The organism is Flavobacterium sp. CECT 9288, assembly GCF_918731615.1.
Lineage (GTDB): Bacteria > Bacteroidota > Bacteroidia > Flavobacteriales > Flavobacteriaceae > Flavobacterium.
This window is the reverse complement of sequence record NZ_OU957226.1, coordinates 2,955,048-2,980,650: the sequence shown is the minus strand read 5'-3', so window position 1 is coordinate 2,980,650 and position 25,603 is coordinate 2,955,048. Positions and strand designations below refer to the sequence as shown.

Below are 25,603 nucleotides of genomic sequence, written 5' to 3'. Positions count from 1 at the left end.
AAATTATGGCAATCAACAAGTTGTTTTTAACTTGATATTAAAGATAAGAATTTTTTTTAAAGCGGTCAATTATTTTAATTTGTAAAAAAACACTATCTTTGCACCGTTATTTATTAAAAACTAGATAATGAGGGGACGAATAGTCCCCTCTTTTTATAAAAATATGACATTTAAAGAAAAGTTACATTCAGTTTTGAGCGACTGCTTAGCAGAGAAGCCCTCGATATTTCTAATTGACCTAGTAGTTACAGATGCTTTTAAAGTTATTGTTGCGCTAGATGGAGATCAAGGTGTGGCCTTGCAAGACTGTATTGATGTGAGTAAATATATTGATAGTAAACTAGATAGAGAAGAGCAAGATTATTCTCTTGAAGTGGCCTCAGTAGGAGTTGGATCTGCCTTGAAACAAGTAAGGCAATACAAGAAAAATATAGGTAGAACCTTGATTGTGAAGACAAATACAGAAATTATTGAAGCAGAATTAGTAGATGCTAATGATGATTTTGTAATTTTGTCATGGCAAGCAAGAGAGCCTAAAAAAATAGGTAAGGGGAAAGAGACAATTCAAAAGGAATTACAACTTCCTTATGGAGATATTAAAGAAGCAATTGTTACAGTAACATTTTAATTAAAGAATTCGCATGGAAAATTTAGCATTAATCGATTCATTTTCAGAGTTTAAAGATGATAAACTCATTGATCGTGTAACGCTTATGGCAATTTTAGAAGATGTATTTAGAAATGCATTGAAGAAAAAGTACGGTTCAGATGATAATTTTGACATCATCATAAATCCTGATAAGGGTGATATGGAGATATGGCAAAGAAGAGTAATCGTTGCGGATGAAGATTTAGACTTTGATCACCTTGAAATAACTTTAACAGAAGCTAGAAAAATTGAACCAGATTTTGAAATTGGTGAAGAAGTATCTGAAGAGGTAAAACTTATTGATTTGGGGCGTAGAGCTATTCTTGCTTTACGTCAAAACTTGATTTCAAAAATACATGAGCACGACAATACGAATCTTTACAAGCAATTCAAGGATTTAATTGGAGACATTTATACTGCCGAAGTACATCATGTGCGCCCTAGAGTTGTTATTTTAGTAGATGATGAGGGGAATGAGATTGTATTACCTAAAGAAAAGCAAATTCCATCTGACTTTTTCCGTAAAGGTGATAACGTTAGAGGTATTATAGAAAGTGTTGAATTGAAAGGGAACAAACCGCAAATAATTATGTCTAGAACTTCTGAGAAGTTTTTAGAGAAATTATTTGAACAAGAAATACCAGAAGTTTTTGACGGTTTAATTATGGTAAAAAAAGTGGTAAGAATCCCTGGCGAAAAAGCAAAAGTAGCCGTAGATTCTTATGATGATAGAATTGATCCGGTAGGAGCTTGTGTGGGAATGAAAGGTTCTAGAATTCATGGTATTGTTCGTGAATTAGGAAATGAAAATATTGATGTTATCAATTATACTAGTAATATTCAGTTGTTAATTACACGTGCTTTAAGTCCTGCAAAAGTTTCTTCAATTAAAATCAATGAGGAAACTAAAAGAGCTGAAGTTTTCTTGAAATTAGAGGAAGTTTCTAAGGCTATTGGTCGTGGAGGACACAATATTAAATTAGCTGGATTATTGACAGGATATGAATTAGACGTGATTCGTGAGGGTGATGTAGCTGGTGCTACTGCTGATGAGGATGACGTTGAGTTAACTGAATTCTCAGATGAAATTGAGGGTTGGGTTATTGAGGAATTTGCTAAAATTGGTTTAGATACTGCAAAAAGTATCTTGAGTCAAGATGTAGATGACTTAGTTAGAAGAACAGATCTAGAAGAGGAAACAATCTTAGATGTAATGAGAATATTAAAAGAGGAATTTGACAGTTAGTCAACAGGTCTTCAACTATAAACATGCCATTTTACAAATAATCTAGTTCGGTAGGTATCGGCTAGAAGTAAAGTGAGGAATAACAAAAAAGGTAAAAATAAAAAGGTTTTATGTCTGAAGAGAGAATTATTAGAATAAACAAAGTTTTAAGGGAATTGAATATTTCTTTGGAAAGAGCTGTGGATTATCTAAAAGATAAGGGAATTGCAATTGATGCAAATCCAAACGCAAAAATTTCTGATGATATATACAATGTTTTGTGCGGTCAATTTGCTGGTGACAAAGGGAATAAAGAAGCTTCAAAAGAAGTAGGAGAAGAGAAAAGAAAAGAAAAGGAAGCATTACGTTTAGAGCGAGAAAAAGAGATCGAGGATAAACGTAAACTTGATGAAGAACGAGCAAAACAACAAGAAGTTATAAAGGCAAGAGCCGTTTTGTCTGGACCAGTTCAAGTAGGTAAGATTGATTTGAATCCAAAAAAGGCTGCAATTGTTCCTCCTGTAAAAGAGGCCCCAAAAGTAGAATCTGCTCCTAAAAGTGTTGAAGTTCCTGCTGCAAAGATTACACCGGCAGAAAATAAAATTGTCCCGAAACCTTTGGATATCAAAACTACTTCAGATGTTAAAGAATCAAAACCTGCAAATGCTCCTAAAGAAGTAGTTAAGGAACCTGTAGCTGAAATACCTGTAGCTCCTAAGGTTGTTGAAAAAGTTGAACCGGTTAAATCTGAAGAGGTTGCTGCTGACGAAACTATTACCACTCAATACCAAAAATTATCTGGTACTACTCTAACAGGACAAATTATTGATTTATCGCAATTTAATAAGCCTAAAAAGAAAAAAGAAGAGCCAAAGATTACACCTAATAAACCAGGTGCTCCTGGTTCTGCGGCAGCTAATGCCAATAAGAATAAACGTAAAAGGATAGCTCCTAAACCAGGTGCGCCAAGGCCTCCTGCTGTTCCGGGTGCTCCAAATCCAAATAAAATTACGCCGAACACTGGTGGTGGTGGTTTTAATGCGAATAGAAGCGCAAGACCTGGTTTCGTAAAAGGAAACAGACCTGCAATTGTTGCAAAAGTTGAGCCAACAGAAGAAGAAGTTAAAAATCAAATTAGAGAGACTTTAGAAAAACTACAAGGTAAAGGTGGTAAATCTAAAGCGGCTAAATATAGAAGAGATAAAAGAGATACGCACCGTCAGAAATCTGATGATGAGCAAAGAGCTTTAGATGAAGGAAGTAAAACTATTAAGGTTACTGAGTTTGTTACTGTAGGTGAAATTGCAATCATGATGGATGTGCCAATTACTAAAGTTATTGGAACGTGTATGTCACTTGGAATCATGGTTACCATGAATCAGCGTCTTGATGCAGAAACGTTGACAATTGTTGCTGATGAGTTTGGTTATGAAGTTGAATTTATTACTGTTGATATCGAAGAAGCAATTCAGGTTGTTGAAGATAGAGAAGAAGACCTGGTTTTCAGAGCGCCAATCGTTACAGTAATGGGTCACGTCGATCACGGTAAGACATCATTACTGGATTACATTCGTAAAGAAAACGTAATTGCAGGGGAGTCTGGAGGAATTACACAACACATTGGTGCCTACGGAGTAACTCTTGATAACGGACAAAAAATTGCATTTTTAGATACACCGGGTCACGAAGCGTTTACTGCGATGCGTGCGCGTGGTGCTCAAGTTACCGATATTGCTATTATTGTAATTGCAGCAGATGATGACATCATGCCACAAACAAAAGAAGCAATTAGCCATGCTCAAGCAGCTGGAGTTCCTATTATTTTTGCAATTAATAAAATTGATAAGCCAAATGCTAACCCTGAAAAAGTAAAAGAAAGATTAGCAGGTATGAATTTACTTGTTGAAGATTGGGGTGGAAAAATTCAATCACATGATATTTCTGCAAAAGTGGGAACTGGTGTAAAAGAATTATTAGAAAAAGTGTTGCTTGAAGCTGAAATTTTAGATTTGAAAGCAAATCCTAATAAAGCAGCATCTGGTACTGTAGTAGAGGCTTTTCTTGACAAAGGAAAGGGATATGTTTCTACAATATTAGTACAAAATGGTTCTTTGAAAGTAGGAGATTATATGTTAGCGGGTAAGCATCATGGTAAAATTAAAGCCATGCATGATGAAAGAGGTAATGTTATAAGCGTTGCTGGACCATCTACACCAGTTTCTGTTCTAGGTCTTGACGGAGCAGCTACGGCAGGTGATAAATTCAATATTTTTGAAGACGAAAAAGAAGCTAAGCAAATTGCGTCTAAACGTTCTCAGTTAATGCGTGAGCAATCAGTACGTACTCAACGTCATATTACATTAGATGAAATTGGACGAAGAATAGCATTAGGTCAGTTTAAAGAATTGAACATTATTCTTAAAGGAGATGTTGATGGATCTGTTGAGGCATTGTCTGATTCGTTCTCTAAATTATCTACCGAAGAAATTCAAATTAATATTATCCATAAAGGTGTTGGAGCAATTACAGAAACTGACGTTATGTTAGCTTCTGCTTCAGATGCGATTATTATTGGATTTAATGTGCGTCCTGCTGGAAATGCAAGACAATTGGCCGATAAAGAAGAAATAGATATCCGTTACTATTCTATTATCTATGCAGCTATCGATGACTTGAAAGATGCAATGGAAGGAATGTTAGCTCCTGAAATGAAAGAAGAAATCCTTGGCACAGCTGAGATTAGAGAGATCTTCAAAATTTCTAAAGTTGGTTCTATTGCAGGAAGTATGGTTATGGATGGTAAAATTGTTAAGAATGCTAAGATGCGTGTTATTCGTGATGGTGTAGTTGTATTCACTGGAGAGTTATTAGCTCTTAAACGTTTTAAAGATGATGTTAGAGATGTAGCCAAAGGATACGATTGTGGTATTCAAATTAAAGGATATAATGACATTGAAGAACGTGATGTTATTGAATCATACCATGAAGTTGCTGTTAAAAAGAAATTGAAATGATTTTATATTATAGTTTTAAAATCCCGATTCGTCGGGATTTTTTTATTTTAATACTTTTTTGTAAAATGATATTTTATAATTGATCAAGTTTGATGTTTTGTTGAAATTCGGCAATAGTTTTTGTTGTTTATCATTATTTTAATTTACAAAGCTATGCCTTTTTATTAATTTTTTTTTTCTTCTTTGTATAAAGCAAAAAAGCCATTCAAAATGAACGGCTTTACCTGATATGCTTTTAGTTTTTGTATAATCTTTTATTTGTTTGGGCGAATCAAATTAAGATTTGGATATTTTTTTTTGATGACTATTATATGTCTTTCAGCTTCTATTCTAGATTTGAAATTCCCTATCCAAACTTTATAATTTGGGGCAAAGAATACAATGGTTCCCTCAATGTTATTAAACTCTTGTCTAAATTCATTTAATATTGATTTTGCCTTGTCGCTGTCGCCACTGTAGATTTGAATTTTAAAACGGTCATTTACAGTGTTTGATTGATTTGTTTTTCTTTTTTCTGTAAGTAGTTGCTCAAATTTTGAGTCTTGTTTTATGGAAATATTTTGCTGTTGCGCAGTTGATTTCGAATGAAAAAATGCTGTTGAAATAATAGTGATAAGTGTAGCTTTCAGGCTTAAATTTCTCATAATGTGTATGTTTTTATGCAAAATTAATATTTAGTGTTTAATACCAAATCAAATACGTTATTTAGAATAAATATAAATTGGAATTAAGGCTATTTTAGGGTTTTGAGAATAGTTCTTATATCGTATTTTTGTCCAATATTTTAAACAAAGGAGCAGTTCTTCTAAGTCTATTAGTAAAGACTGTGCCAATTTTTAGTAGATAATCATTATACTATATGAAAAAGGTGGGTAACCATAATTCGATCACAAGAAAATTATTTTTAGGCGTAGCCTTATCGTTAATTTTCTCTTTCACTTCATTTGCTCAAGAAGCTGCCGCTGTTGCTGCTCCTGATGCGGCCGCAGCTCCTGCTGCTGCTTCTGGTGGAGATGCTGCTAAAGGTAAAGAATTGTTTAATGCAAATTGTGCTGCATGTCACAAGTTAGATGCTAAAGCTACGGGGCCTGCACTTAGAGGTGTTGCTAGTAAGTATGAAATGGCATGGCTTTACAAATGGGTGAAAAACAGTTCAGACTTGATAAAGTCAGGTGATGCTCAAGCGGTTAAAGTTTTTGAAGAAAACAACAAGTCGGTAATGACTGCTTTTCCTCAATTGTCAAACGCTGATATTGATAATATCATTGCTTACACTTCTGAGCCTAAAGTTGATGTTGCTGCTCCACCTGCTGGAGGTTCTGCTGCAGTTCCTGGTGGACCAGTTGCTGATAGTGGTATTTCAAACAATCTTATATTAGCTGCTCTTGCACTAGTATTAGTAGTGTTGGTAGTAATGTTAGTTTTGGTAAACAAAGTTCTTACTAAAGTTGCAAAAGCAAACGGTGTAGTTGTTGAGCCAAAAGCTAAAACAACGCCAATTTGGCAAGCCTTTGCTAAAAATCAATTTTTGATTTTGGTAACTGTTATATTCTTACTTCTTACAAGTGCATATTATGTGTATGGTTTCTTTATGCAAGTAGGTGTTGATCAAGGGTATGAGCCTATTCAGCCAATACATTACTCGCATAGAATTCACGCTGGTGATAATGAAATTAACTGTAAATACTGTCACTCTGCTGCACGTGTTAGTAAAAATGGAGGTATTCCATCGCTTAATGTGTGTATGAACTGTCACAAGAATATTGCAGAAGTTGCTGAAACTACAGCAACACCTGAGTACAGTAAAGCATTTTATGACGGAGAGATACAAAAATTGTATAAGGCTGTTGGTTGGGACCAAGCGACTCAATCATATACTGGAAAAACACAACCAGTTAAATGGGTTCGTATTCACAACTTGCCTGACTTTGTTTACTTTAATCACTCTCAACACGTAACTGTTGGAGGTATTGAATGTCAAACTTGTCACGGTCCGGTTGAAGAATATGAGATTCAAAAACAGTTTGCTCCATTAACAATGGGTTGGTGTATTGATTGTCATAGAAAAACTGAAGTTAAAATGGAGGGTAATGATTATTACACTAAAATCCATGAAGAGCTTTCAAAAAAATATGGTGTAGATAAGTTGACTGCCGCGCAAATGGGTGGTTTAGAGTGTGGTAAATGCCACTATTAATCAAATTATTAAGATTTTAATATTTATATATGTCATCAAACAAAAAATACTGGAAAAGTGTTGAGGAACTAGACCAAAATAGTTCTATTGTTGAGGCGCTAAGAAATAACGAATTTGTTGAAGAAATTCCTACTGATGAATTTTTAGGTAATGGTGATGCATTATCATCTTCTTCAACATCACGTCGTGATTTCTTAAAGTACGTTGGTTTTAGTACTGCTGCTGCTACTTTAGCAGCATGTGAGGGTCCTGTTAATAAATCAATACCATACGTTCTTCAACCTGAGCAAATTATTCCTGGAGTTGCTGATTATTATGCTACTTCAGTTTTTGACGGATTTGATTTTGCAAATCTATTGGTGAAAACCAGAGAAGGACGTCCTATTAAGATTGATAACAATACTATTGCTGGTGCTAAATTCACAGCAAATGCAAGGATTCATGCATCTATCTTATCTTTGTATGATAGTATGCGTCTTAAAGAACCAAAGATTGAGGGGAAAGATTCAACATGGTCTGCTGTTGATGCTAAGATTAAATCTAGTATTGCAGATGCAAAAGCTAAAGGAGGACAGGTTGTTCTTTTAACTAATACATTAGCAAGTCCATCTACTGAAAGGTTGATTTCTGAATTCGTATCAAAAAATCCTAATTCTAAGCATGTAATCTATGATGCGGTGTCAGAGTCTGAAGCTCTTGATGCATTTGAAACGGTTTATGGTGAAAGAGCATTAGTGGATTATGATTTTTCTAAAGCTTCTTTGATTGTTTCTGTAGGAGCAGATTTTCTTGGAGATTGGCAAGGAGGAAGTTTTGATACTGGTTATGCTAAAGGTAGAATTCCAAAAGCTGGAAAAATGTCACGTCATTTCCAATTAGAGTCTAATATGACTTTGTCTGGTGCTGCTGCTGATAAGCGTTTGCCGATGTCTGTTTCAGCACAAAAGCAAGCTTTAGTTCATATATACAATATTGTTACAGGTTCTTCAGTTGCAGTTAAACTTGAAGATAAATTTAAATCAGAAGTTACCAAAGCTGCACAGCAGTTAAGAGCAGCTGGAAGTAAAGGTGTTTTAGTTTCTGGAATTCAAGATAAAAATGCTCAATTATTAGTTTTGGCTATTAATCAAGCTCTTGCTAGTGAGTCATTTGTTAGCGCAGGTTTAAGACAAATTAGAAAAGGTTCAGCATCTAATGTATCTCAATTAGTAGCCGACATGAAAGCGGGAAAAGTTCATACTCTTATCATGAGTGGTGTGAATCCTGTTTATACTTTATCAGATAGTGTAAGTTTTCAAGAAGGTTTAAAGAAGGTTAAAACTTCTGTAACATTCTCTTTGAAAGAAGATGAAACAGCTTTGTTGTCTACAGTAGCTGCTGCTGTTCCTCATTATTTAGAATCTTGGAATGACTTAAGTCTTGTTAAAGGAAGTTATTCTTTGACTCAGCCAACTATTCGTCCGCTTTTCAATACAAAACAATTTCAAGATGTTTTGTTGTCATTAAACGGAACTGCAGGTTCTTTTTATGATTATATTAAAAATACTAGTTCTTCAATTATTTCAGGATCATCTTGGAATAAAGTATTGCATGATGGTGTTTTTGTTTCTTCTGTACCAACGGTAGGTTCTGGAAGTGCTGATTATTCTGCAGCTGCAAATGCTTTATCTGCTTCTAAGTCATCTCAAGGTCTTGAATTAGTATTGTATACTAAAACAGGTTTAGGTGATGGGCAACAAGCAAATAACCCATGGTTACAAGAGTTTCCAGATCCTATTACAAGAGTGTCTTGGGATAATTATGTAACTGTATCTAATGCTGATGCAATTAAATATGAATTGTCTAATGAGATTGTTGCTAACGGAGGTTTAAACGGAAGTTATGCTACAATTACTACTGCAGATGGTTTAAAACTTGAAAATGTACCTGTTATTGTACAACCTGGTCAAGCTGTTGGAACTGTAGGCTTAGCTTTAGGTTATGGTCGTAAAGCTGCTTTGAAAGAAGAAATGATGGTAGGTTTAAACGCTTACTCTTTATATAAAGGTTTCAATAATGTTCAATCTATTACATTAGCCAAAGCTGACGGAGAGCATGAGTTTGCTTGTGTTCAAGGTCAAAAGACATTAATGGGTAGAGGTGATATTATTAAAGAAACATCTCTTGAAATCTTCAATACCAAAGATGCTCATATTTGGAATGAACAACCTGTAGTTTCTTTGGATCATAAAGAAGTTGAGGCTACTAAAGTTGATTTATGGGATTCATTTGATCGTTCAACTGGACATCATTTTAATCTTTCAATAGATTTAAATGCTTGTACAGGTTGTGGAGCTTGTGTTATCGCTTGTCATGCTGAAAATAACGTTCCTGTTGTAGGTAAAGCTGAAGTTAGAAGAAGTCGTGATATGCACTGGTTGCGTATTGACAGATACTATTCATCAGAAAGTACTTTTGAGGGAGATAATGAAAGAAAAGAAAATATTGCTGGTTTAACAAGTTCTTTGTCTACATTTAATGAAATGGAAAAAGCAGGAGATAATCCTCAAGTTTCTTTCCAGCCTGTTATGTGTCAGCACTGTAACCACGCGCCTTGTGAAACGGTTTGTCCAGTTGCTGCAACTTCACACTCTCGACAAGGTCAAAACCACATGGCTTATAACAGATGTGTTGGTACGCGTTATTGCGCTAACAACTGTCCTTATAAAGTACGTCGTTTTAACTGGTTCTTGTATAACAAAAACAGTGAATTTGATTATCATATGAATGATGATCTGGGTCGTATGGTTTTAAATCCAGATGTTAATGTTCGTTCAAGAGGTGTTATGGAGAAATGTTCTATGTGTATTCAAATGACACAAGCAACAATCCTTAAAGCCAAAAGAGAAGGAAGATCAATTGTTGATGGCGAATTCCAAACTGCTTGTTCAAATGCATGTTCTACTGGAGCTATGATATTTGGTGATGTAAATGATAAAGATGCTGAAGTTGCAAAACTTGCTGCTGATGATAGAATGTATCATTTATTAGAACATGTTGGAACTAAACCTAATGTGATTTATCATGTTAAAGTTAGAAATACTTAGTACAAAAAAAATTAATTAAGAATCAATATAAAGGATTATGTCGTCTCACTACGAAGCAACCATTAGAAAACCCTTAGTTATAGGTGATAAAACTTATCATGATGTAACTGTAGACGTAGCCGCACCTGTTGAAGGTAAGGCAAATAAACATTGGTGGATTGTATTTTCAATTGCATTAATAGCCTTCCTTTGGGGACTTGGATGTATCGTATACACTGTATCTACAGGTATTGGTACATGGGGTTTAAACAAGACAGTAGGTTGGGCTTGGGATATTACTAACTTCGTTTGGTGGGTTGGTATTGGTCACGCCGGTACACTTATATCAGCCGTGCTTTTACTTTTCCGTCAAAGATGGAGAATGGCAATTAACCGTTCAGCTGAAGCAATGACTATTTTCTCAGTTATTCAGGCAGGTTTATTCCCAATCATCCACATGGGTCGTCCTTGGTTAGCGTACTGGGTTTTACCAATACCAAATCAATTTGGATCATTATGGGTAAATTTTAATTCACCATTACTTTGGGATGTATTTGCAATCTCTACTTATTTATCTGTATCATTAGTTTTCTGGTGGACAGGTTTATTACCAGATTTTGCAATGCTTAGAGATCGTGCTGTAACTCCTTTTAATAAAAGAGTTTATTCAATTTTAAGTTTTGGTTGGAGTGGTAGAGCAAAAGATTGGCAACGTTTTGAGGAAGTTTCGCTTGTTCTTGCTGGTTTAGCTACTCCTCTTGTATTGTCAGTACACACTATTGTATCGATGGATTTTGCTACATCTGTTATTCCAGGTTGGCATACTACTATATTTCCTCCATACTTCGTTGCTGGAGCCGTTTTCTCTGGATTTGCGATGGTGAATACCTTGCTCATTATTATGAGAAAAGTTTCTAATCTTGAAGCTTATATCACGGTTCAACATATCGAACTGATGAATATCGTAATCATGATTACAGGTTCTATTGTTGGTGTTGCTTATATTACTGAGCTTTTTGTTGCATGGTATTCTGGAGTAGAGTACGAACAATATGCTTTCTTAAACAGAGCTACTGGACCTTACTGGTGGGCATATTGGGCAATGATGACTTGTAATGTATTTTCTCCTCAGTTCATGTGGTCTAAAAAGTTACGTACGAGTATTATGTTTTCATTCATAATATCTATTGTTGTAAATATTGGAATGTGGTTTGAAAGATTTGTAATTATTGTTACCTCTTTGCATAGAGATTATTTACCATCTTCTTGGACTATGTTTTCACCTACCTTTGTTGATATAGGTATCTTCATTGGTACAATTGGTTTTTTCTTTGTGTTGTTCCTTCTTTATTCAAGAACATTCCCGGTTATTGCACAAGCTGAAGTTAAAACTATTTTAAAAGCAACTGGAGATAATTACAAACGCGCAAGAGAAGCAAATAAAGATTCACATCATGAGTAATAAAGTAATATACGCCATTTATAATGACGATGATATTTTGATGGACGCAGTAAAGAAAACTAGAGCAGCTCATCATCATATTGAAGAAGTTTTTAGTCCATTTCCTGTTCACGGTTTGGATAAAGCTATGGGGATAGCCCCAACAAGATTAGCTATTTGCGCTTTCTTGTATGGTTGTGTTGGAATTTCGGTAGCAACTGCAATGATGAATTATATCATGATTCAAGATTGGCCTCAAGATATTGGTGGTAAGCCAAGTTTCAGTTATATTGAAAATATGCCTGCATTTGTGCCAATTATGTTTGAGCTTACTGTATTTTTTGCAGCTCACTTGATGGTTATTACTTTTTATATGAGAAGTAAATTATGGCCTTTTAAGGAAGCTGAGAATCCAGATGTAAGAACTACAGATGACCATTTTTTAATGGAAGTTGCTGTACATGATAACGAAGAAGAATTAGTTTCATTCTTTCAAAATACAGGTGCGGTTGAAGTTAAAGTAATAGATAAGCATTAATTATAGTTATGAAAAGCATATATAAAATAGCACTATTATTTGGTATCGTAATTTTAGTTTCATCTTGCCATGATAATAAGGCACCGAACTATCAGTATTTTCCAAATATGTATGAGTCTTTAGGTTATGAGACCTATTCAGAGTCTGATGCGTTTAAAAATGGTCAAGAAGCACAATTACCTGCAAAAGGTTCATTGAAAAGAGGTTTTGTACCTTACGAGTATGAAAATAGTACTGCTGGTTATGAGTTGGCTAAAGCTAACTTAAAATCACCACTTGATTCATTAGGTAGAAATATAGAAAAAGGTAAAGAGTTGTATGAAATTTATTGTATCAGTTGCCATGGTGCTTCTGGTAACGGTAAAGGTAAGTTAGTTGAACGTGAAAAATTTCTTGGAGTTCCAAGTTATAAAGATAGAGTTATTACTGAGGGTAGTGTTTTTCATGTTATAACTTATGGTTTGAATTCAATGGGTTCACATGCAAATCAGTTGAGTGCCCAGGAGCGTTGGTTAGTTACTGACTATGTTCTAAAATTAAAAAGTGAATTATAATTGTTGAACAAACTGATCGTAATAGATATGTATACATTTTCAAGTAAATTAAAAACTTTTTCTTTTGTCTTAATGGCCATTGGTTTTTTAGGCATAGGTTATGGTTTTTACACTGCACCAAAAGATATTAAAGAAGTAGAAGAAATTCTTGCTGCTGATAGTCATGGTACACACGCTGTTAAGAAAGAGCATGGAAGTACTAATGAAGCTAATTCTCATGAAGTTCATGGTTCAACAGAGGAGAAACATGTTGAGGCTAAGACATCTTCACAAAAACATGAAGTTTCATCTGATGATGAACACACTGAGCACTTAAATCATGTATTACATCAATTGCAAAATAAGCCTTGGTCTGCTTTATATGTTGCCTGTATATTTTTTATGCTTGTTTCATTAGGTGTTTTAGTTTTTTATGCAATCCAGCAAGTTGCTCAAGCGGGTTGGTCTCCTGTTCTTTTTAGAGTTATGCAAGGTATTACATCTTACTTACCTGTAGGAGCTGCTTTATTTTTCGTGTTGCTGATTTTATGTGGTTTGCATTTTAATCATATGTTTATATGGTTAGATCCTGAAGTAGTTGCAACTGATAAACTTATTGCTAATAAAACTGGTTATTTAAACTTTCCTTTTTGGATTGTTAGAGCTGCTATATTTTTAACTGGTTGGTCTCTTTATCAATATTATTCAAGAAAGAATTGTCTTGCTCAAGATGAGGCTAATGATGATTTGTTGTATAAGAAGAATTTTAAGTTATCAGCGATGTTTCTTGTCTTTTTCATCGTTTCTGAATCTATAATGTCGTGGGATTGGATTATGTCAATTGATCCACACTGGTTTAGTACTTTATTTGGATGGTATGTTTTTGCAAGTTTCTTTGTAAGTGGTGTTACTACCATAGCATTAGTTACATTGTATTTAAAGTCAAGAGGTTACCTAGAATTTGTTAGTAATAGTCACATTCATGATTTAGCTAAATTTATGTTCGGTTTAAGTGTTTTTTGGACTTATCTTTGGTTCTCACAGTTTATGCTAATCTGGTATGCTAACATTCCTGAGGAGGTAACATATTTTATAACTAGAATTCAATTATATAATTTGCCATTCTTTGGAGCAGTTGTTATGAATTTCTTGTTCCCATTGTTAATATTGATCAATACAGATTTTAAGAGAATTTCTTGGGTTATTGTAATGGCTGGTATTGTTATCTTAATGGGTCATTATTTAGATTTTTTCAATATGATTATGCCAGGTACGGTTGGTGACAGTTGGTCTATCGGTGTATCTGAAATAGCTTCCATCCTTTTCTTCCTAGGTTTATTTATTTATGTAGTATTTACTGCTTTATCTAAATCTCCTTTGCTAGCAAAAAGAAATCCGTTTATTGAGGAAAGTAAACATTTTCATTATTAATTTTTAAAGAAAAAAACAGATGACAAGTTTGTTAGTAATTATAGTTTTAGTTTTATTAGCTATTGCTTTATGGCAATTGACTAAAATCTTCGACCTAACGCAAGTTGGATCTTCTCCGGACAGTTCAGAAATCGCAAATGATAATGACAATAATGTTCAGGGTTATTTAATGTTTGGTTTTTTAGCCTTTATTTATATATTTTCCATTTATGGATTATTTAAATGGGGACATTTAGTATTGCACACTCCTGCTTCTGCTCATGGTGGCCAAGTAGACAATTTGATGAATATTACTTGGGTGTTAATCTTTATTGTTCAAGCTATAACTCAGGTTTTAGTTCATTATTTTGCTTTTAAATATAGAGGTAAAGAAGGACAAAAGGCTTTGTTTTTTGCTGACAATAATAAATTGGAAGCTGTTTGGAGTATCATACCTGCGGTTGTTTTAGCTGGTCTTATATTGTACGGTTTATATGCATGGACAAACATTATGTTTGTTGATGAGGATGAGGATACTGTTGTTATTGAATTATACGCACAACAATTTAACTGGAAAGCTAGGTATGCTGGTGAGGATAATGTATTAGGTAAAGCTAATGTTAGATATATAGAAGGTGTTAATGCTGTTGGTATAGACTTAGCAGATCCATATTCACAAGATGATATTGTTGTTACTGAATTGCATATTCCTAAGGGTAAAAAGATTCTTTTTAAAATGAGATCTCAAGATGTATTGCACTCTGCTTACATGCCACATTTTAGAGCTCAAATGAATTGCGTTCCTGGTATGGTTACACAATTCGCTTTTGAACCTATTTACACTACCTCTGAGTATAGAGAATTACCTTTTATGGTAGAAAAAGTTGCTAATATTAATGCTTTAAGAGCTAAGAAAAGTGAGGCATTAGTAGCTAAAGGTGAACCCGCTCTTGATCCATACACTTTTGATTATCTATTGTTGTGTAATAAAATTTGTGGTGCATCGCATTACAATATGCAAATGAAAATTATTGTTGATACTCCAGAAGATTATAAAGCTTGGTTGAAAGATAAAACAACTGTAGTTAATGAAGTTAAAGCTTCATTAGCTGCTCCAGCTGCAACTGGTGATACAAAAGCAGTTGACAGTAGTAGTGCAAAAAAAGATGATGTTGCTGTAATGGCAGCTAAATAATTATTAAGAAAATTTAAAGTATAAATATATGTCAGCAGAAGGTCACGATCACGCTATAGATCACGAACACGAACACCACCACAAAGACACTTTTATTACTAAATATATTTTTAGTATAGATCACAAAATGATCGCCAAGCAGTACTTGATTACAGGTATTTTCATGGGTATCATTGGTGTTGGTATGTCGTTGTTATTTAGAATGCAACTAGCATGGCCAGAAGAATCTTTTAAAATATTTAATATTTTATTAGGTGATAAATTTGCTCCTGATGGAGTTATGGCAAATGATATTTACCTTGCCTTAGTTACTATTCATGGAACCATAATGGTTTTCTTTGTACTTACTGCTGCATTGAGTGGTACGTTTAGTAATCTATTAATTCCGCTTCAAATTGGTGCTCGAGATATGGCCTCAGGTTTTATGAACATGGTTTCATACTGGCTGTTCTTTTTATCAAGTATTGTGATGATCAGTTCTCTTTTTGTTGAAGCAGGCCCTGCTTCTTCTGGGTGGACAATTTACCCTCCTTTGAGTGCTTTACCACAAGCTATACCTGGATCTGGTATGGGTATGACACTTTGGTTAGTTTCTATGGCATTGTTTATTGCTTCTTCTTTAATGGGGTCTTTGAATTATGTTGTTACGGTTATTAACTTAAGAACTAAGGGTATGACTATGACAAGGTTGCCTTTGACTATTTGGGCTTTCTTTGTTACTGCTATTATCGGTATTGTTTCTTTCCCCGTACTTTTATCCGCTGCTTTATTGTTGATCTTTGATAGAAGTTTTGGTACTTCTTTCTTCTTATCTGATATTTACATAGCTGGTGAAGTATTACATTACCAAGGTGGTTCTCCTGTTTTATTTGAGCACTTATTTTGGTTCCTAGGACATCCTGAAGTTTACATTGTATTATTACCTGCATTAGGTATTACTTCTGAAGTTATTGCAACAAATTCTCGTAAACCAATTTTTGGTTACAGAGCAATGATTATGTCAATTCTTGCAATTGCTTTCTTATCAACAATAGTTTGGGGTCACCACATGTTTATCTCAGGAATGAATCCTTTCCTAGGTTCCGTGTTTACTTTTACAACCTTATTGATTGCAATTCCATCTGCAGTTAAAGCATTTAATTATATCACTACGTTGTGGAAAGGTAACTTACAGCTAAATCCTGCCATGTTATTTTCTATTGGTTTGGTATCAACTTTTATTACTGGTGGTTTAACTGGTATTATTCTTGGTGATAGTACATTAGATATTAATGTTCACGACACTTATTTTGTTGTAGCTCACTTTCACTTAGTAATGGGTATTAGTGCTCTTTATGGAATGTTTGCTGGTATTTATCACTGGTTTCCAAGAATGTTTGGAAGAATGTTGAATAAGAACTTAGGTTATATTCACTTCTGGGTTACTGCTATTTGTGCTTATGGTGTATTTTTCCCTATGCATTTTATAGGTTTAGCTGGTTTACCAAGACGTTATTACACCAATACTAATTTCCCTTTATTTGATGATTTACAAAACGTAAATGTTTTAATTACAACGTTTGCTCTTGTTGGTGGTGCTTTTCAATTGGTTTTCTTATATAATTTCTTTAGTAGTATTTTCTACGGTAAAAAAGCAGTTATGAATCCATGGAAATCTAATACTTTAGAATGGACTGCTCCAGTTGAACACATTCACGGTAACTGGCCAGGTGAGATTCCTGAAGTTCACCGTTGGCCATATGACTACAGTAATCCTAATCATGAAGAGGATTTCGTACCACAAAATGTACCAATGAAACCTGGAGAACAGGTTCTTCATCACTAATATTTAAGCCTCTACTTTGTAGAGGTTTTTTTTTTTTTATTTGAGGAAGTGTTTTCTCTAAGTTCCTCTTTATTATCTTTGTACTATGAATGAGAATCTAGATCCTACTGGAAACAATTATAATCTTGAAGATTTCGATATCGAAAGGAAGCTTCGCCCTTTATCCTTTGATGATTTTGCTGGACAAGATCAAGTTTTAGAAAATCTAAAGGTCTTTGTACAAGCAGCCAACCAAAGAAATGAAGCTCTTGATCACACTCTTTTTCACGGTCCTCCAGGACTTGGAAAAACTACTCTTGCCAATATACTTGCGAATGAACTTCAAGTTGGAATAAAAATAACTTCTGGACCTGTACTTGATAAGCCAGGAGACCTTGCTGGTTTGCTTACAAATCTTGAAGAGCGTGATGTACTTTTTATTGACGAAATTCACAGGCTTTCTCCTATTGTTGAAGAGTATTTATACTCTGCAATGGAAGATTTTAAAATTGACATTATGATTGAATCTGGGCCCAATGCGCGCACGGTACAGATCAATTTGAATCCTTTTACCCTTATTGGTGCAACTACCCGTTCTGGGCTGCTTACGGCACCTATGAGAGCTAGATTTGGAATATCCTCTCGTTTGCAATATTACACTACAGAATTGCTTACTACTATTGTTGAAAGAAGTGCTGCAATTTTTAAAATGCCAATTTCTATGGAAGCGGCTATTGAAATAGCAGGTAGGAGTAGAGGTACACCTCGTATAGCCAATGCTTTGCTGAGACGTGTACGTGATTTTGCTCAAATTAAAGGAAATGGTTCTATTGATATAGAAATTGCTCGTTATGCTTTAAAAGCTTTGAATGTAGATGCTTTTGGACTAGATGAAATGGATAATAAAATTTTGAATACCATTATTGATAAATTTAAAGGTGGTCCTGTTGGTTTGAGTACTCTGGCAACTGCAGTTTCAGAGAGTAGTGAAACTATTGAGGAGGTTTATGAACCTTTTTTAATTCAAGAAGGTTTCATTATGAGGACTCCAAGAGGTAGAGAGGTTACTGATAAAGCGTATAGACATTTGGGTAAAATTAAAACGAATATTCAGGGTGGTTTATTTTAGAATTCTTTAAAATTACAATTATTCAAACTAGATCGAAGTATACAAATTTTATTAAGGACGAGGCTTCTAGACTTGGTTTCATGTCTTGCGGTATTTCTAAAGCTGAGTTTCTAGAGACAGAAGCTCCACGTCTTGAAAATTGGCTAAATTTAAACCATCATGGAAAGATGGCTTACATGGAAAATAATTTTGATAAAAGATTAGATCCTACGCTTCTTGTTGAAGATTCAAAAAGTGTTGTCTCATTATTACTTAATTATTATCCTAATGAATTTCAAAATGAAGACAGTTTTAAAATTTCGAAGTATGCCTATGGTTTAGACTACCATGACGTCATAAAAGGAAAATTGAGAGAACTTATTCATTCTATTCAAACTAATATTGGTGCCGTTTCTGGGCGTGCTTTTGTAGATTCAGCTCCAGTTTTAGATAAAGCATGGGCTGCTAAAAGTGGTTTAGGTTGGATAGGAAAAAACAGTAACCTATTGACTAAAAAAGTAGGTTCCTTTTATTTTATTGCCGAGTTAATAATAGATTTAGAATTAGAGTATGATTCGCCCACTACAGACCATTGTGGTTCCTGTACTGCATGTATAGATAGTTGTCCTACTAATGCTATTGTTGCTCCATATGTAGTTGATGGAAGTAAATGTATATCCTATTTTACAATTGAATTAAAAGAGAATATTCCGACGGAGTTTAAAGGAATGTTTAATGACTGGGCTTTTGGTTGTGATGTGTGTCAAGACGTTTGTCCTTGGAACAAATTTTCAAAGCCTCATAGTGAACCTCTTTTTAATGCAAATCCAGACGTATTGTCGATGTCTAAAAAAGACTGGATAGAAATAACAGAAGAAACATTTAAAGTTGTTTTTAAAAATTCTCCTATTAAACGTACAAAGTTTGCAGGAATAAAAAGAAATATTGATTTTATACAGTAGAAGCTATTTTCTTTTAGTTGTAGATTCTCTAGCAATCACTTTCGTTTCGAGTTCTATTGTTCTTGGTGTAAAAGGAATTTCTTTTTTGTGACAATTCATTTCTTCTAATAATAATTTAAAAGAAGTTACTCCCATTTCATGACTAGGTTGGTCAACTGTACTAAGTTTAGGGGTTAGCACCTGAGACATAAACCAATTACTAAAGCCAATTACAGCAACTTGTTCTGGAATTTTTATTCCTTTATCATTAAAATAAGAAAGTACGCCTACAGCAACAAGATCTGTGATGGCAAATATTCCTTCAACATCAGGATGGTCAATCATAATTTGTTTTGCGAAATCTATTCCTTCTTGAAAAGTTACTTTTTCACAAGTATAGACTAAAGAAGGATCAAAGGGAATGTTGTTTATTTCTAATGCTTTTTTATAGCCAATAAAACGATCAATAGCATTTTGTGGGTTTAAGGGACCTCTGATGTGTGCAATTTTTCGGTATCCGTTGTCTATTAAATGTTGAACCGCATTTCTGGCCGCAATTTGATCGTTAATAATCACCTTTGAACTGTGAATCAACTTTGCAATTTTATCAAATTGTACAAATGGTATCTTACGTGCTATAATTTCCATAAGATGGCTGTCATCGTTTGATTCATTTGAGAGTGAAATAATTATTCCATCAACTCTTTTATTGATAAGCAAAGCAACTTGTTTTTTTTCTAATTCTAAAGATTCATTTGACTGCAGAATGATGACTAGATAGCCATTTTTTTCAGCTTCAGCAACAATCCCGTTTATAACATTTGAAAAGAAATGATGAACAATTTCCGGAATTATTAAGCCAATGGTTTTTGATTCTTTTGTTCTTAGATTGACAGCAAAAGAATTTGGACTGTAGTTGAGTTCTTTTGCTAATGAAATGACCGCTTCTTTTGTCTTTAAACTAACGTCTGGATAGTCTTTTAATGCCTTAGAAACAGTGGTGATGGATATGCCCAATTTTTCTGCAATTTCTTTAAGAGTAGCTTCTTTCATTAAACAAATATGGTGAAATATTTTTTTATATCAAATCGAAAACGTTTTCGGGAATTCGAAAACGTTTTCGTTTGTGTGATTCGTTGTTTTGTTTCTTTATAATTATACATTTGATAATTAAACCAACTAAAATTTATTAACTAATTTATTTTAAAACCATGAAAAAGTCTATTTTATTCATCAGGCAAATAGGGGTTATTGTAGCATTACTACTATTTAATCTTTCTTTTGCGCAAAATTCGACCGTTACAGGAGTTGTTTCGGATGTTAATGGAGCACCAATACCAGGTGTTAATATTTTAATTAAAGATTCCTCAAAGTCAGTTGTTACAGATATCGATGGAAAATATAATTTTTCAAATCTTAAAAATGGAACTTTTGATTTTATTGCTTCATACATTGGATATAAAAATGTTATGTTTAAAATTGAAGTAAATGGAAATGTAATTAAGAATATAACTTTAACCGAAGATAATAATGTACTTGATGATGTTATTATTACAGGTGTAGTTAATCCTAGAACCAAAATTAAATCTAGTGTTTCTATCACTTCAATAAATACAAATGAAATAGAGCGGTCTGCACCAAGATCTACTGCTGAGATATTTAGAACAATTCCAGGTATACGCTCAGAATCATCTGGAGGAGAAGGAAACTCCAATATATCAGTTCGTGGTGTGCCAATATCATCTGGAGGTTCTAAATATTTGCAAATTCAAGAAGATGGCCTTCCGGTATTATTATTTGGAGATATTGCTTTTGCAACGGCTGATATCTTTACAAGATTTGATGGTAATGTGGCAAGAATTGAGGCTATTCGTGGAGGTTCAGCTTCAACATTATCTTCCAATTCTCCTGGAGGAATTATCAATTTCATTAGTAAAACTGGGAAAACTGAAGGAGGAACTATGAGTACTACTTTTGGACTAGATTATGAAAATTTCAGAACAGATATTGATTACGGGGCTAAAATAGGTGATGGATTGTATTTTCATGTAGGTGGTTTTTATAGAACAGGTGAAGGCGTTAGAAAAACGGGTTTTAATAGCAATAATGGTGGCCAAGTAAAATTCAATATTACAAAAGAGTTTGAAAAAGGATCAGTAACGGTTTATGCTAAATTTTTAAATGATAGAGCAGTAGCATATATGCCAATGCCTGTTCAGGTTTCTGGAACAAATGCTAATCCAAAATGGACGAGCGTAGATGGATATGATGCTACTAGAGGATCAATGCAATCTATTTATTTAAACCATAATGTAGGGCTTGGGACAGATGGAAATGTAAGAAGAGAAAAAGTTGCAAATGGAATGCACCCTATTTCAAAATCTATAGGTGCTAGTGCTACTTTTGATTTAGATAATGACTGGAAAGTTTCGGATAATTTACGTTATTCTGCAAACAGTGGTGGTTTTATATCTCCATTTCCTGCTGAATTGGGTACAGCTACTGCAATTGCAAATTCTTTTGGTGCAGGCGCTACGCTAAGTTATGCAAATGATGGGACAGCTTTTAATACTCCAAATGGATTAGTAGCTAGAGTTCATATGTTTGATACACAATTGAACGACATGAGTAATTTTATGAATGATTTGAGATTGACAAAGAAAATAGATAATTTAGGTGTTACTTTTGGATTTTTCAAATCGATGCAAAATGTTTCAATGTCTTGGTTATGGAACTCTTACTTACAAGAAGTATCAGACAATAATCCGCGTTTAATTAATGTAAAGGATGTTAACGGAAATCTATTATCTGAAAACGGACTCTATGCTTATGGAACTCCTGCTTGGGGTAATTTAGCTAGAAATTACGATACACAGTATAACGTATCTGCACCTTACGTAAATGTTTCATTTGATTTATCTAAAAACTTATCTTTTGAAGGTGGGGTACGATATGATAACGGAAAAGTTACTGGTTCTTTTACAGGCGGGACAGCAACAAGTTACGACATCAATAATGATGGAATATTATCAGCACCGGAGAACAATGTTTTTGCTGTAAATACTGCAAATGATGCTCCAGTTAATTATACTTACGACTATTTTTCATACACTTTAGGAGGGAACTATTTGTTAAATGCGAAACAATCATTATTTGCTAGAGTTAGTAGAGGAGCATCTGCAAAGGCTGATAGAATTTTATTTAATGGCTTGGATTATTTAGATGGAGATAAAATCAACGCTTTGGATTTTTTAATGCAATCAGAAATTGGATACAAACAAAAATTTAATAAAGGATATGTTTATGCAACAGCTTTTAGTTCTAAAACTGATGAGCAAGCAGGTTATGAAGCTGGTGCAAATGTGATTAGACAAAATAATTACAAATCTTTAGGTTTAGAGCTTGAGTCAGCATATGATTTGTCAGACAATTTGAACCTTAGAGGGTCAATGACGTATACTAAAGCAGAAATAACATCAGGTGCAGATAAAGGAAATGAGCCAAGAAGACAGCCTAAATTAATGTATGGTGTAATGCCAACGTTTAAATTTATGGATAAGAAAAATACTTTAGGTCTAAGTTTTATTGGTCAGACTAAAGCTTTTGCTCAAGACTCAAATCAACTTGTAATGAATGGTTTTGTAATTGTAAATGGTTTTGTAGAAGTAGGTTTGACAAAAGGTTTATCAGTGAATCTATCTGGTAATAATATTTTCAACTCATTAGCAATTACAGAGGCAGAAGAAGGAAATATAACTGAGAATACAGTAAACTATGTAAGAGCAAGATCATTGACGGGAAGATCAATTTCTATGGCTTTGTCATATAGATTTTAATGAAATGTTTCATGATTAATTAGTGATTAGACAATTCCTGTATTTTTAAATATAGGAGTTGTTTTTTTTAATTTTAAAAAAAGAATAGGAGCATGTTTAAAAAGGTAAAACTTAATTTTTGGCAAATATGGAACATGAATTTTGGGTTCTTTGGAATTCAATTCAGTTTTGGGTTGCAACAAAGTAACATGAGTGCAATTTATAAATATCTAGGAGCTGATGAAGGCAGTTTACCGATGTTATGGCTTGCAGGTCCTATTACCGGTTTAATAATTCAGCCTATTGTTGGAGCGATTAGTGACGGCACTTGGTCACCAAAATTTGGTCGCCGAAAACCATTTTTCCTTATTGGAGCTTTAATCTCAAGTTTTGCATTGCTGGTCATGCCTTTTTCTAATTCTATTTTTATGGCAGCAAGTTTGCTGTGGATTTTAGATGCTGCAAATAATTTGGCCATGGAGCCATATCGTGCCTTTGTAGCTGACAAATTAGATCAAAAACAACAATCATTAGGTTTTTTGATGCAAAGTTTCTTTACAGGATTAGGTATAACATTGGCTAATTTTACCCCTGCTATTTTAGTGGCATTAGGGATTTTGGCAATTACGGATAAATTAGCAAATGGAATTCCAACCTATACTTATTGGGCTTTTTTCATTGGAGCATTTGCTTCCATTGTTTCGGTTTTGATTTCAGTTTTTACAACAAAAGAATATCCACCCACTGAAGAGGAGTTAGCCGTAATTAATGAAAAGAAGAATCAAAATATTTTTAAAACGGTTTTTGTTGACATTGTAATGGCTTTCCAAACAATGCCCTTAACAATGAAACAATTAATACCGGTTAAATTTTTTACTTGGTATGCCATGTTTTGTTATTGGCAATACATCACATCTACACTTTCACTTTCAATTTTTAAGACTACAGACCAAGCATCACAAGGGTTTTCTCAAGCGCAATTGTTGACTGGCAGTTTAAATGGAACCTATAATATCATTTGTTTTATGGTTGCTTTTTTACTGGTTCCTTTAGCTCTTAAAATCGGGGCAAAAGGAGTTCATTTTTTCGCTTTATTATTGGGCGGAATAGGTTTATTGAGTATTCCATTTTTAAACAATGTAGATGTTCTATTTGTAATGCACAATCCGTTTGGAGAAAACATAGCCGTAACAACCATCTTTTTATACTCATTTGGTTTAGGAATTTCTTGGGCTTCTATGATGGCTATGCCTTATCAGCTTTTGGCTGGTTCTATTCCAAAAGATAAAACGGGTATCTATATGGGTATTTTCAACATGTTTATTGTTATACCAATGGCGATTCAAGTCTTGACCATGCAATACTTTGTATATGATTTATTAGGAAGAAATCCATTAAATGTGATTAAACTAGCAGGTGTCTTTTTAATTTTAGGTGCAATTTTCACTCTTTTTATAACTGTTAAAAACAGAAAAGAAGCAATAGTATAATGGAAAATATAGATTATAAAAAAGCAATTGAACTATTACATAATGCTTCGTCTAAAGCAGGGTTTTTAGCAAGTGCTCAAAACATTTCAAATTACAAAAGAGTTTGGGCTAGAGATGGAGTTATTTGTGGTTTAGCAGCATTAGCCTCTGCTGATGAAAAATTGATTGAGACCTTTGCTGATACATTAGAAACATTAGCAAATAATCAGCATCATAACGGTACAATTCCTTCAAATGTAATGATAGATGGAGATAATGTAGAAGTGAGCTATGGAGGTTTAGCAGGAAGGGTAGATGCGGTGACTTGGTTTATTATAGGTGTTTGTCAATACGCTTTTTATAAAAAGGACCACGCATTCATTCAAAAATATGAGAGTAATATTCAAAAGTGTTTACAGCTTTTAGAAGCTTGGGAATTTAATAATAAACATTTGCTTTATGTGCCTCTTTCTGGTAATTGGGCTGATGAATACATAACAGATGGATATGTGCTTTATGATCAATTATTGAGAGTATGGGCTCTTAAAAGTTATAATTATTTTTGCAAAAGTGATTTGATAGCAAGTAAAATTGAACAAATAACGCAACAGTTAGTAATTAATTTTTGTCCTGATTCAATAGGAGAGAAATACCACGAAAGGGCATACAAGGAAGCTAATATTCAAAATTTCATGCCTTGTTCGTTTTCGCCAGCAGGTTATAAGATGCAGTTTGATGCTTTTGCTAATTCCTTAGTGCTACTCTTAAAGATTGGAACACCTGCACTTCAAGAAGATGTAGTGTCGTATTCATTAGACTTGAAAAATAAAATGCCATTAAAATTGCTACCTGCTTTCTGGCCACCAATAAAAGAGAATGACCCTGACTGGAACTTGCTTAAAAATAATTATAAATACGAATTTAGGAACTTTCCAAACGAATTTCATAATGGTGGAAGTTGGTCTATGGTTAATGGTTTTTATGGACTCGCCTTATTATCTTCAGCAAAAAAAGAAGAAGCTATAGAAATACTTCAAGCTATAAATGCTATTAACAAAATTGATAATTATAGTTTTTACGAAAATTTCAATAGTAAAACCCAATTGCCTAATGGGGTTTTGTATTGCACATGGAGCGCAGCTGCAACTGTAATGTTGCATCAAAGTATTTACAGTGATTTTAAATATTTAGTTTAAAAA

The 25,603-nt window shown here is 33.9% G+C and carries 18 protein-coding genes; 16 read left to right on the top strand and 2 right to left on the bottom strand.

All coding sequences use genetic code 11. The annotated features are described in order from the left end of the window. Nucleotides 1–163 precede the first annotated feature (163 nt). The 3 genes from rimP to infB all read left to right on the top strand — a co-directional run bounded on the left by rimP (nucleotide 164) and on the right by infB (nucleotide 4,888). On the top strand, nucleotides 164–628 hold the full coding sequence (rimP, locus tag LQ189_RS13190) for a ribosome assembly cofactor RimP (protein WP_086454356.1): 465 nt from the start codon (nucleotides 164–166) through the stop codon (nucleotides 626–628). A 13-nt stretch (nucleotides 629–641) separates the two neighbouring features. Beyond that, nucleotides 642–1,895 carry a transcription termination factor NusA gene (nusA, locus tag LQ189_RS13185; RefSeq protein WP_086454353.1) on the top strand — a complete coding sequence of 418 codons (1,254 nt, stop codon included), beginning with the start codon at nucleotides 642–644 and terminating at the stop codon, nucleotides 1,893–1,895. A 110-nt stretch (nucleotides 1,896–2,005) separates the two neighbouring features. Further along, nucleotides 2,006–4,888 carry a translation initiation factor IF-2 gene (gene infB, locus LQ189_RS13180; RefSeq protein WP_230157767.1) on the top strand — a complete coding sequence of 961 codons (2,883 nt, stop codon included), beginning with the start codon at nucleotides 2,006–2,008 and terminating at the stop codon, nucleotides 4,886–4,888. Between the two features lie 254 nt (nucleotides 4,889–5,142). Here infB and LQ189_RS13175 read toward each other — a convergent pair whose 3' ends face one another. Then, on the bottom strand, nucleotides 5,143–5,532 hold the full coding sequence (locus LQ189_RS13175; protein WP_230157765.1) for an SPOR domain-containing protein: 390 nt from the start codon (nucleotides 5,530–5,532) through the stop codon (nucleotides 5,143–5,145). Nucleotides 5,533–5,747: 215 nt separating this feature from the next. On the opposite strand from LQ189_RS13175, the gene LQ189_RS13170 reads away from it, so the two are divergent. The 10 genes from LQ189_RS13170 to queG all read left to right on the top strand — a co-directional run bounded on the left by LQ189_RS13170 (nucleotide 5,748) and on the right by queG (nucleotide 19,141). After that, entirely contained in the window at nucleotides 5,748–7,085 is a 1,338-nt protein-coding gene (locus LQ189_RS13170; RefSeq protein WP_230157763.1) for a c-type cytochrome, read from the top strand. A gap of 29 nt (nucleotides 7,086–7,114) precedes the next feature. Further along, nucleotides 7,115–10,171 carry a TAT-variant-translocated molybdopterin oxidoreductase gene (locus LQ189_RS13165; RefSeq protein WP_230157761.1) on the top strand — a complete coding sequence of 1,019 codons (3,057 nt, stop codon included), beginning with the start codon at nucleotides 7,115–7,117 and terminating at the stop codon, nucleotides 10,169–10,171. A 37-nt stretch (nucleotides 10,172–10,208) separates the two neighbouring features. After that, nucleotides 10,209–11,612, top strand: a complete 1,404-nt coding sequence (nrfD, locus tag LQ189_RS13160) for an NrfD/PsrC family molybdoenzyme membrane anchor subunit (protein WP_086454119.1) — start codon at nucleotides 10,209–10,211, stop codon at nucleotides 11,610–11,612. Next, nucleotides 11,605–12,129, top strand: coding sequence for a DUF3341 domain-containing protein (locus LQ189_RS13155; RefSeq protein WP_086454118.1), 525 nt, complete (start codon nucleotides 11,605–11,607; stop codon nucleotides 12,127–12,129). Before nrfD ends, LQ189_RS13155 begins: the two co-directional genes overlap by 8 nt. 8 nt (nucleotides 12,130–12,137) lie before the next feature. Then, entirely contained in the window at nucleotides 12,138–12,683 is a 546-nt protein-coding gene (locus LQ189_RS13150) for a cytochrome c (protein ID WP_086454117.1), read from the top strand. A gap of 27 nt (nucleotides 12,684–12,710) precedes the next feature. Beyond that, entirely contained in the window at nucleotides 12,711–14,093 is a 1,383-nt protein-coding gene (locus LQ189_RS13145; RefSeq protein WP_230157759.1) for a quinol:cytochrome C oxidoreductase, read from the top strand. A 19-nt stretch (nucleotides 14,094–14,112) separates the two neighbouring features. Further along, on the top strand, nucleotides 14,113–15,267 hold the full coding sequence (locus LQ189_RS13140; RefSeq protein WP_086454115.1) for a cytochrome c oxidase subunit II: 1,155 nt from the start codon (nucleotides 14,113–14,115) through the stop codon (nucleotides 15,265–15,267). 28 nt (nucleotides 15,268–15,295) lie between these two features. After that, nucleotides 15,296–17,092, top strand: a complete 1,797-nt coding sequence (locus LQ189_RS13135; RefSeq protein WP_086454114.1) for a cbb3-type cytochrome c oxidase subunit I — start codon at nucleotides 15,296–15,298, stop codon at nucleotides 17,090–17,092. A gap of 85 nt (nucleotides 17,093–17,177) precedes the next feature. Next, entirely contained in the window at nucleotides 17,178–18,200 is a 1,023-nt protein-coding gene (gene ruvB / locus LQ189_RS13130; RefSeq protein ID WP_086454113.1) for a Holliday junction branch migration DNA helicase RuvB, read from the top strand. A 17-nt stretch (nucleotides 18,201–18,217) separates the two neighbouring features. Further along, nucleotides 18,218–19,141, top strand: coding sequence for a tRNA epoxyqueuosine(34) reductase QueG (queG, locus tag LQ189_RS13125; RefSeq protein WP_230158675.1), 924 nt, complete (start codon nucleotides 18,218–18,220; stop codon nucleotides 19,139–19,141). Nucleotides 19,142–19,144: 3 nt separating this feature from the next. Here the strand turns inward: queG and LQ189_RS13120 are convergent, their stop codons facing one another. Further along, nucleotides 19,145–20,173, bottom strand: coding sequence for a LacI family DNA-binding transcriptional regulator (locus tag LQ189_RS13120; protein WP_230157757.1), 1,029 nt, complete (start codon nucleotides 20,171–20,173; stop codon nucleotides 19,145–19,147). A 158-nt stretch (nucleotides 20,174–20,331) separates the two neighbouring features. Here LQ189_RS13120 and LQ189_RS13115 point away from each other — a divergent pair, with 158 nt between their 5' ends. The 3 genes from LQ189_RS13115 (at nucleotide 20,332) to LQ189_RS13105 (ending at nucleotide 25,600) form a co-directional block, all read left to right on the top strand. After that, complete coding sequence (locus LQ189_RS13115; protein ID WP_230157753.1) at nucleotides 20,332–22,956, top strand: TonB-dependent receptor domain-containing protein; 2,625 nt, start codon at nucleotides 20,332–20,334, stop codon at nucleotides 22,954–22,956. Between the two features lie 92 nt (nucleotides 22,957–23,048). Beyond that, the gene (locus tag LQ189_RS13110) at nucleotides 23,049–24,425 is read left to right on the top strand and encodes an MFS transporter (RefSeq protein WP_230157752.1); all 1,377 of its coding nucleotides are present in this window, start codon (nucleotides 23,049–23,051) and stop codon (nucleotides 24,423–24,425) included. Beyond that, nucleotides 24,425–25,600 (top strand): glycoside hydrolase 100 family protein, encoded by a 1,176-nt coding sequence (locus tag LQ189_RS13105; RefSeq protein ID WP_230157751.1) that lies wholly within the window; start codon nucleotides 24,425–24,427, stop codon nucleotides 25,598–25,600. Before LQ189_RS13110 ends, LQ189_RS13105 begins: the two co-directional genes overlap by 1 nt. The last annotated feature ends 3 nt before the right edge of the window (nucleotides 25,601–25,603 follow it).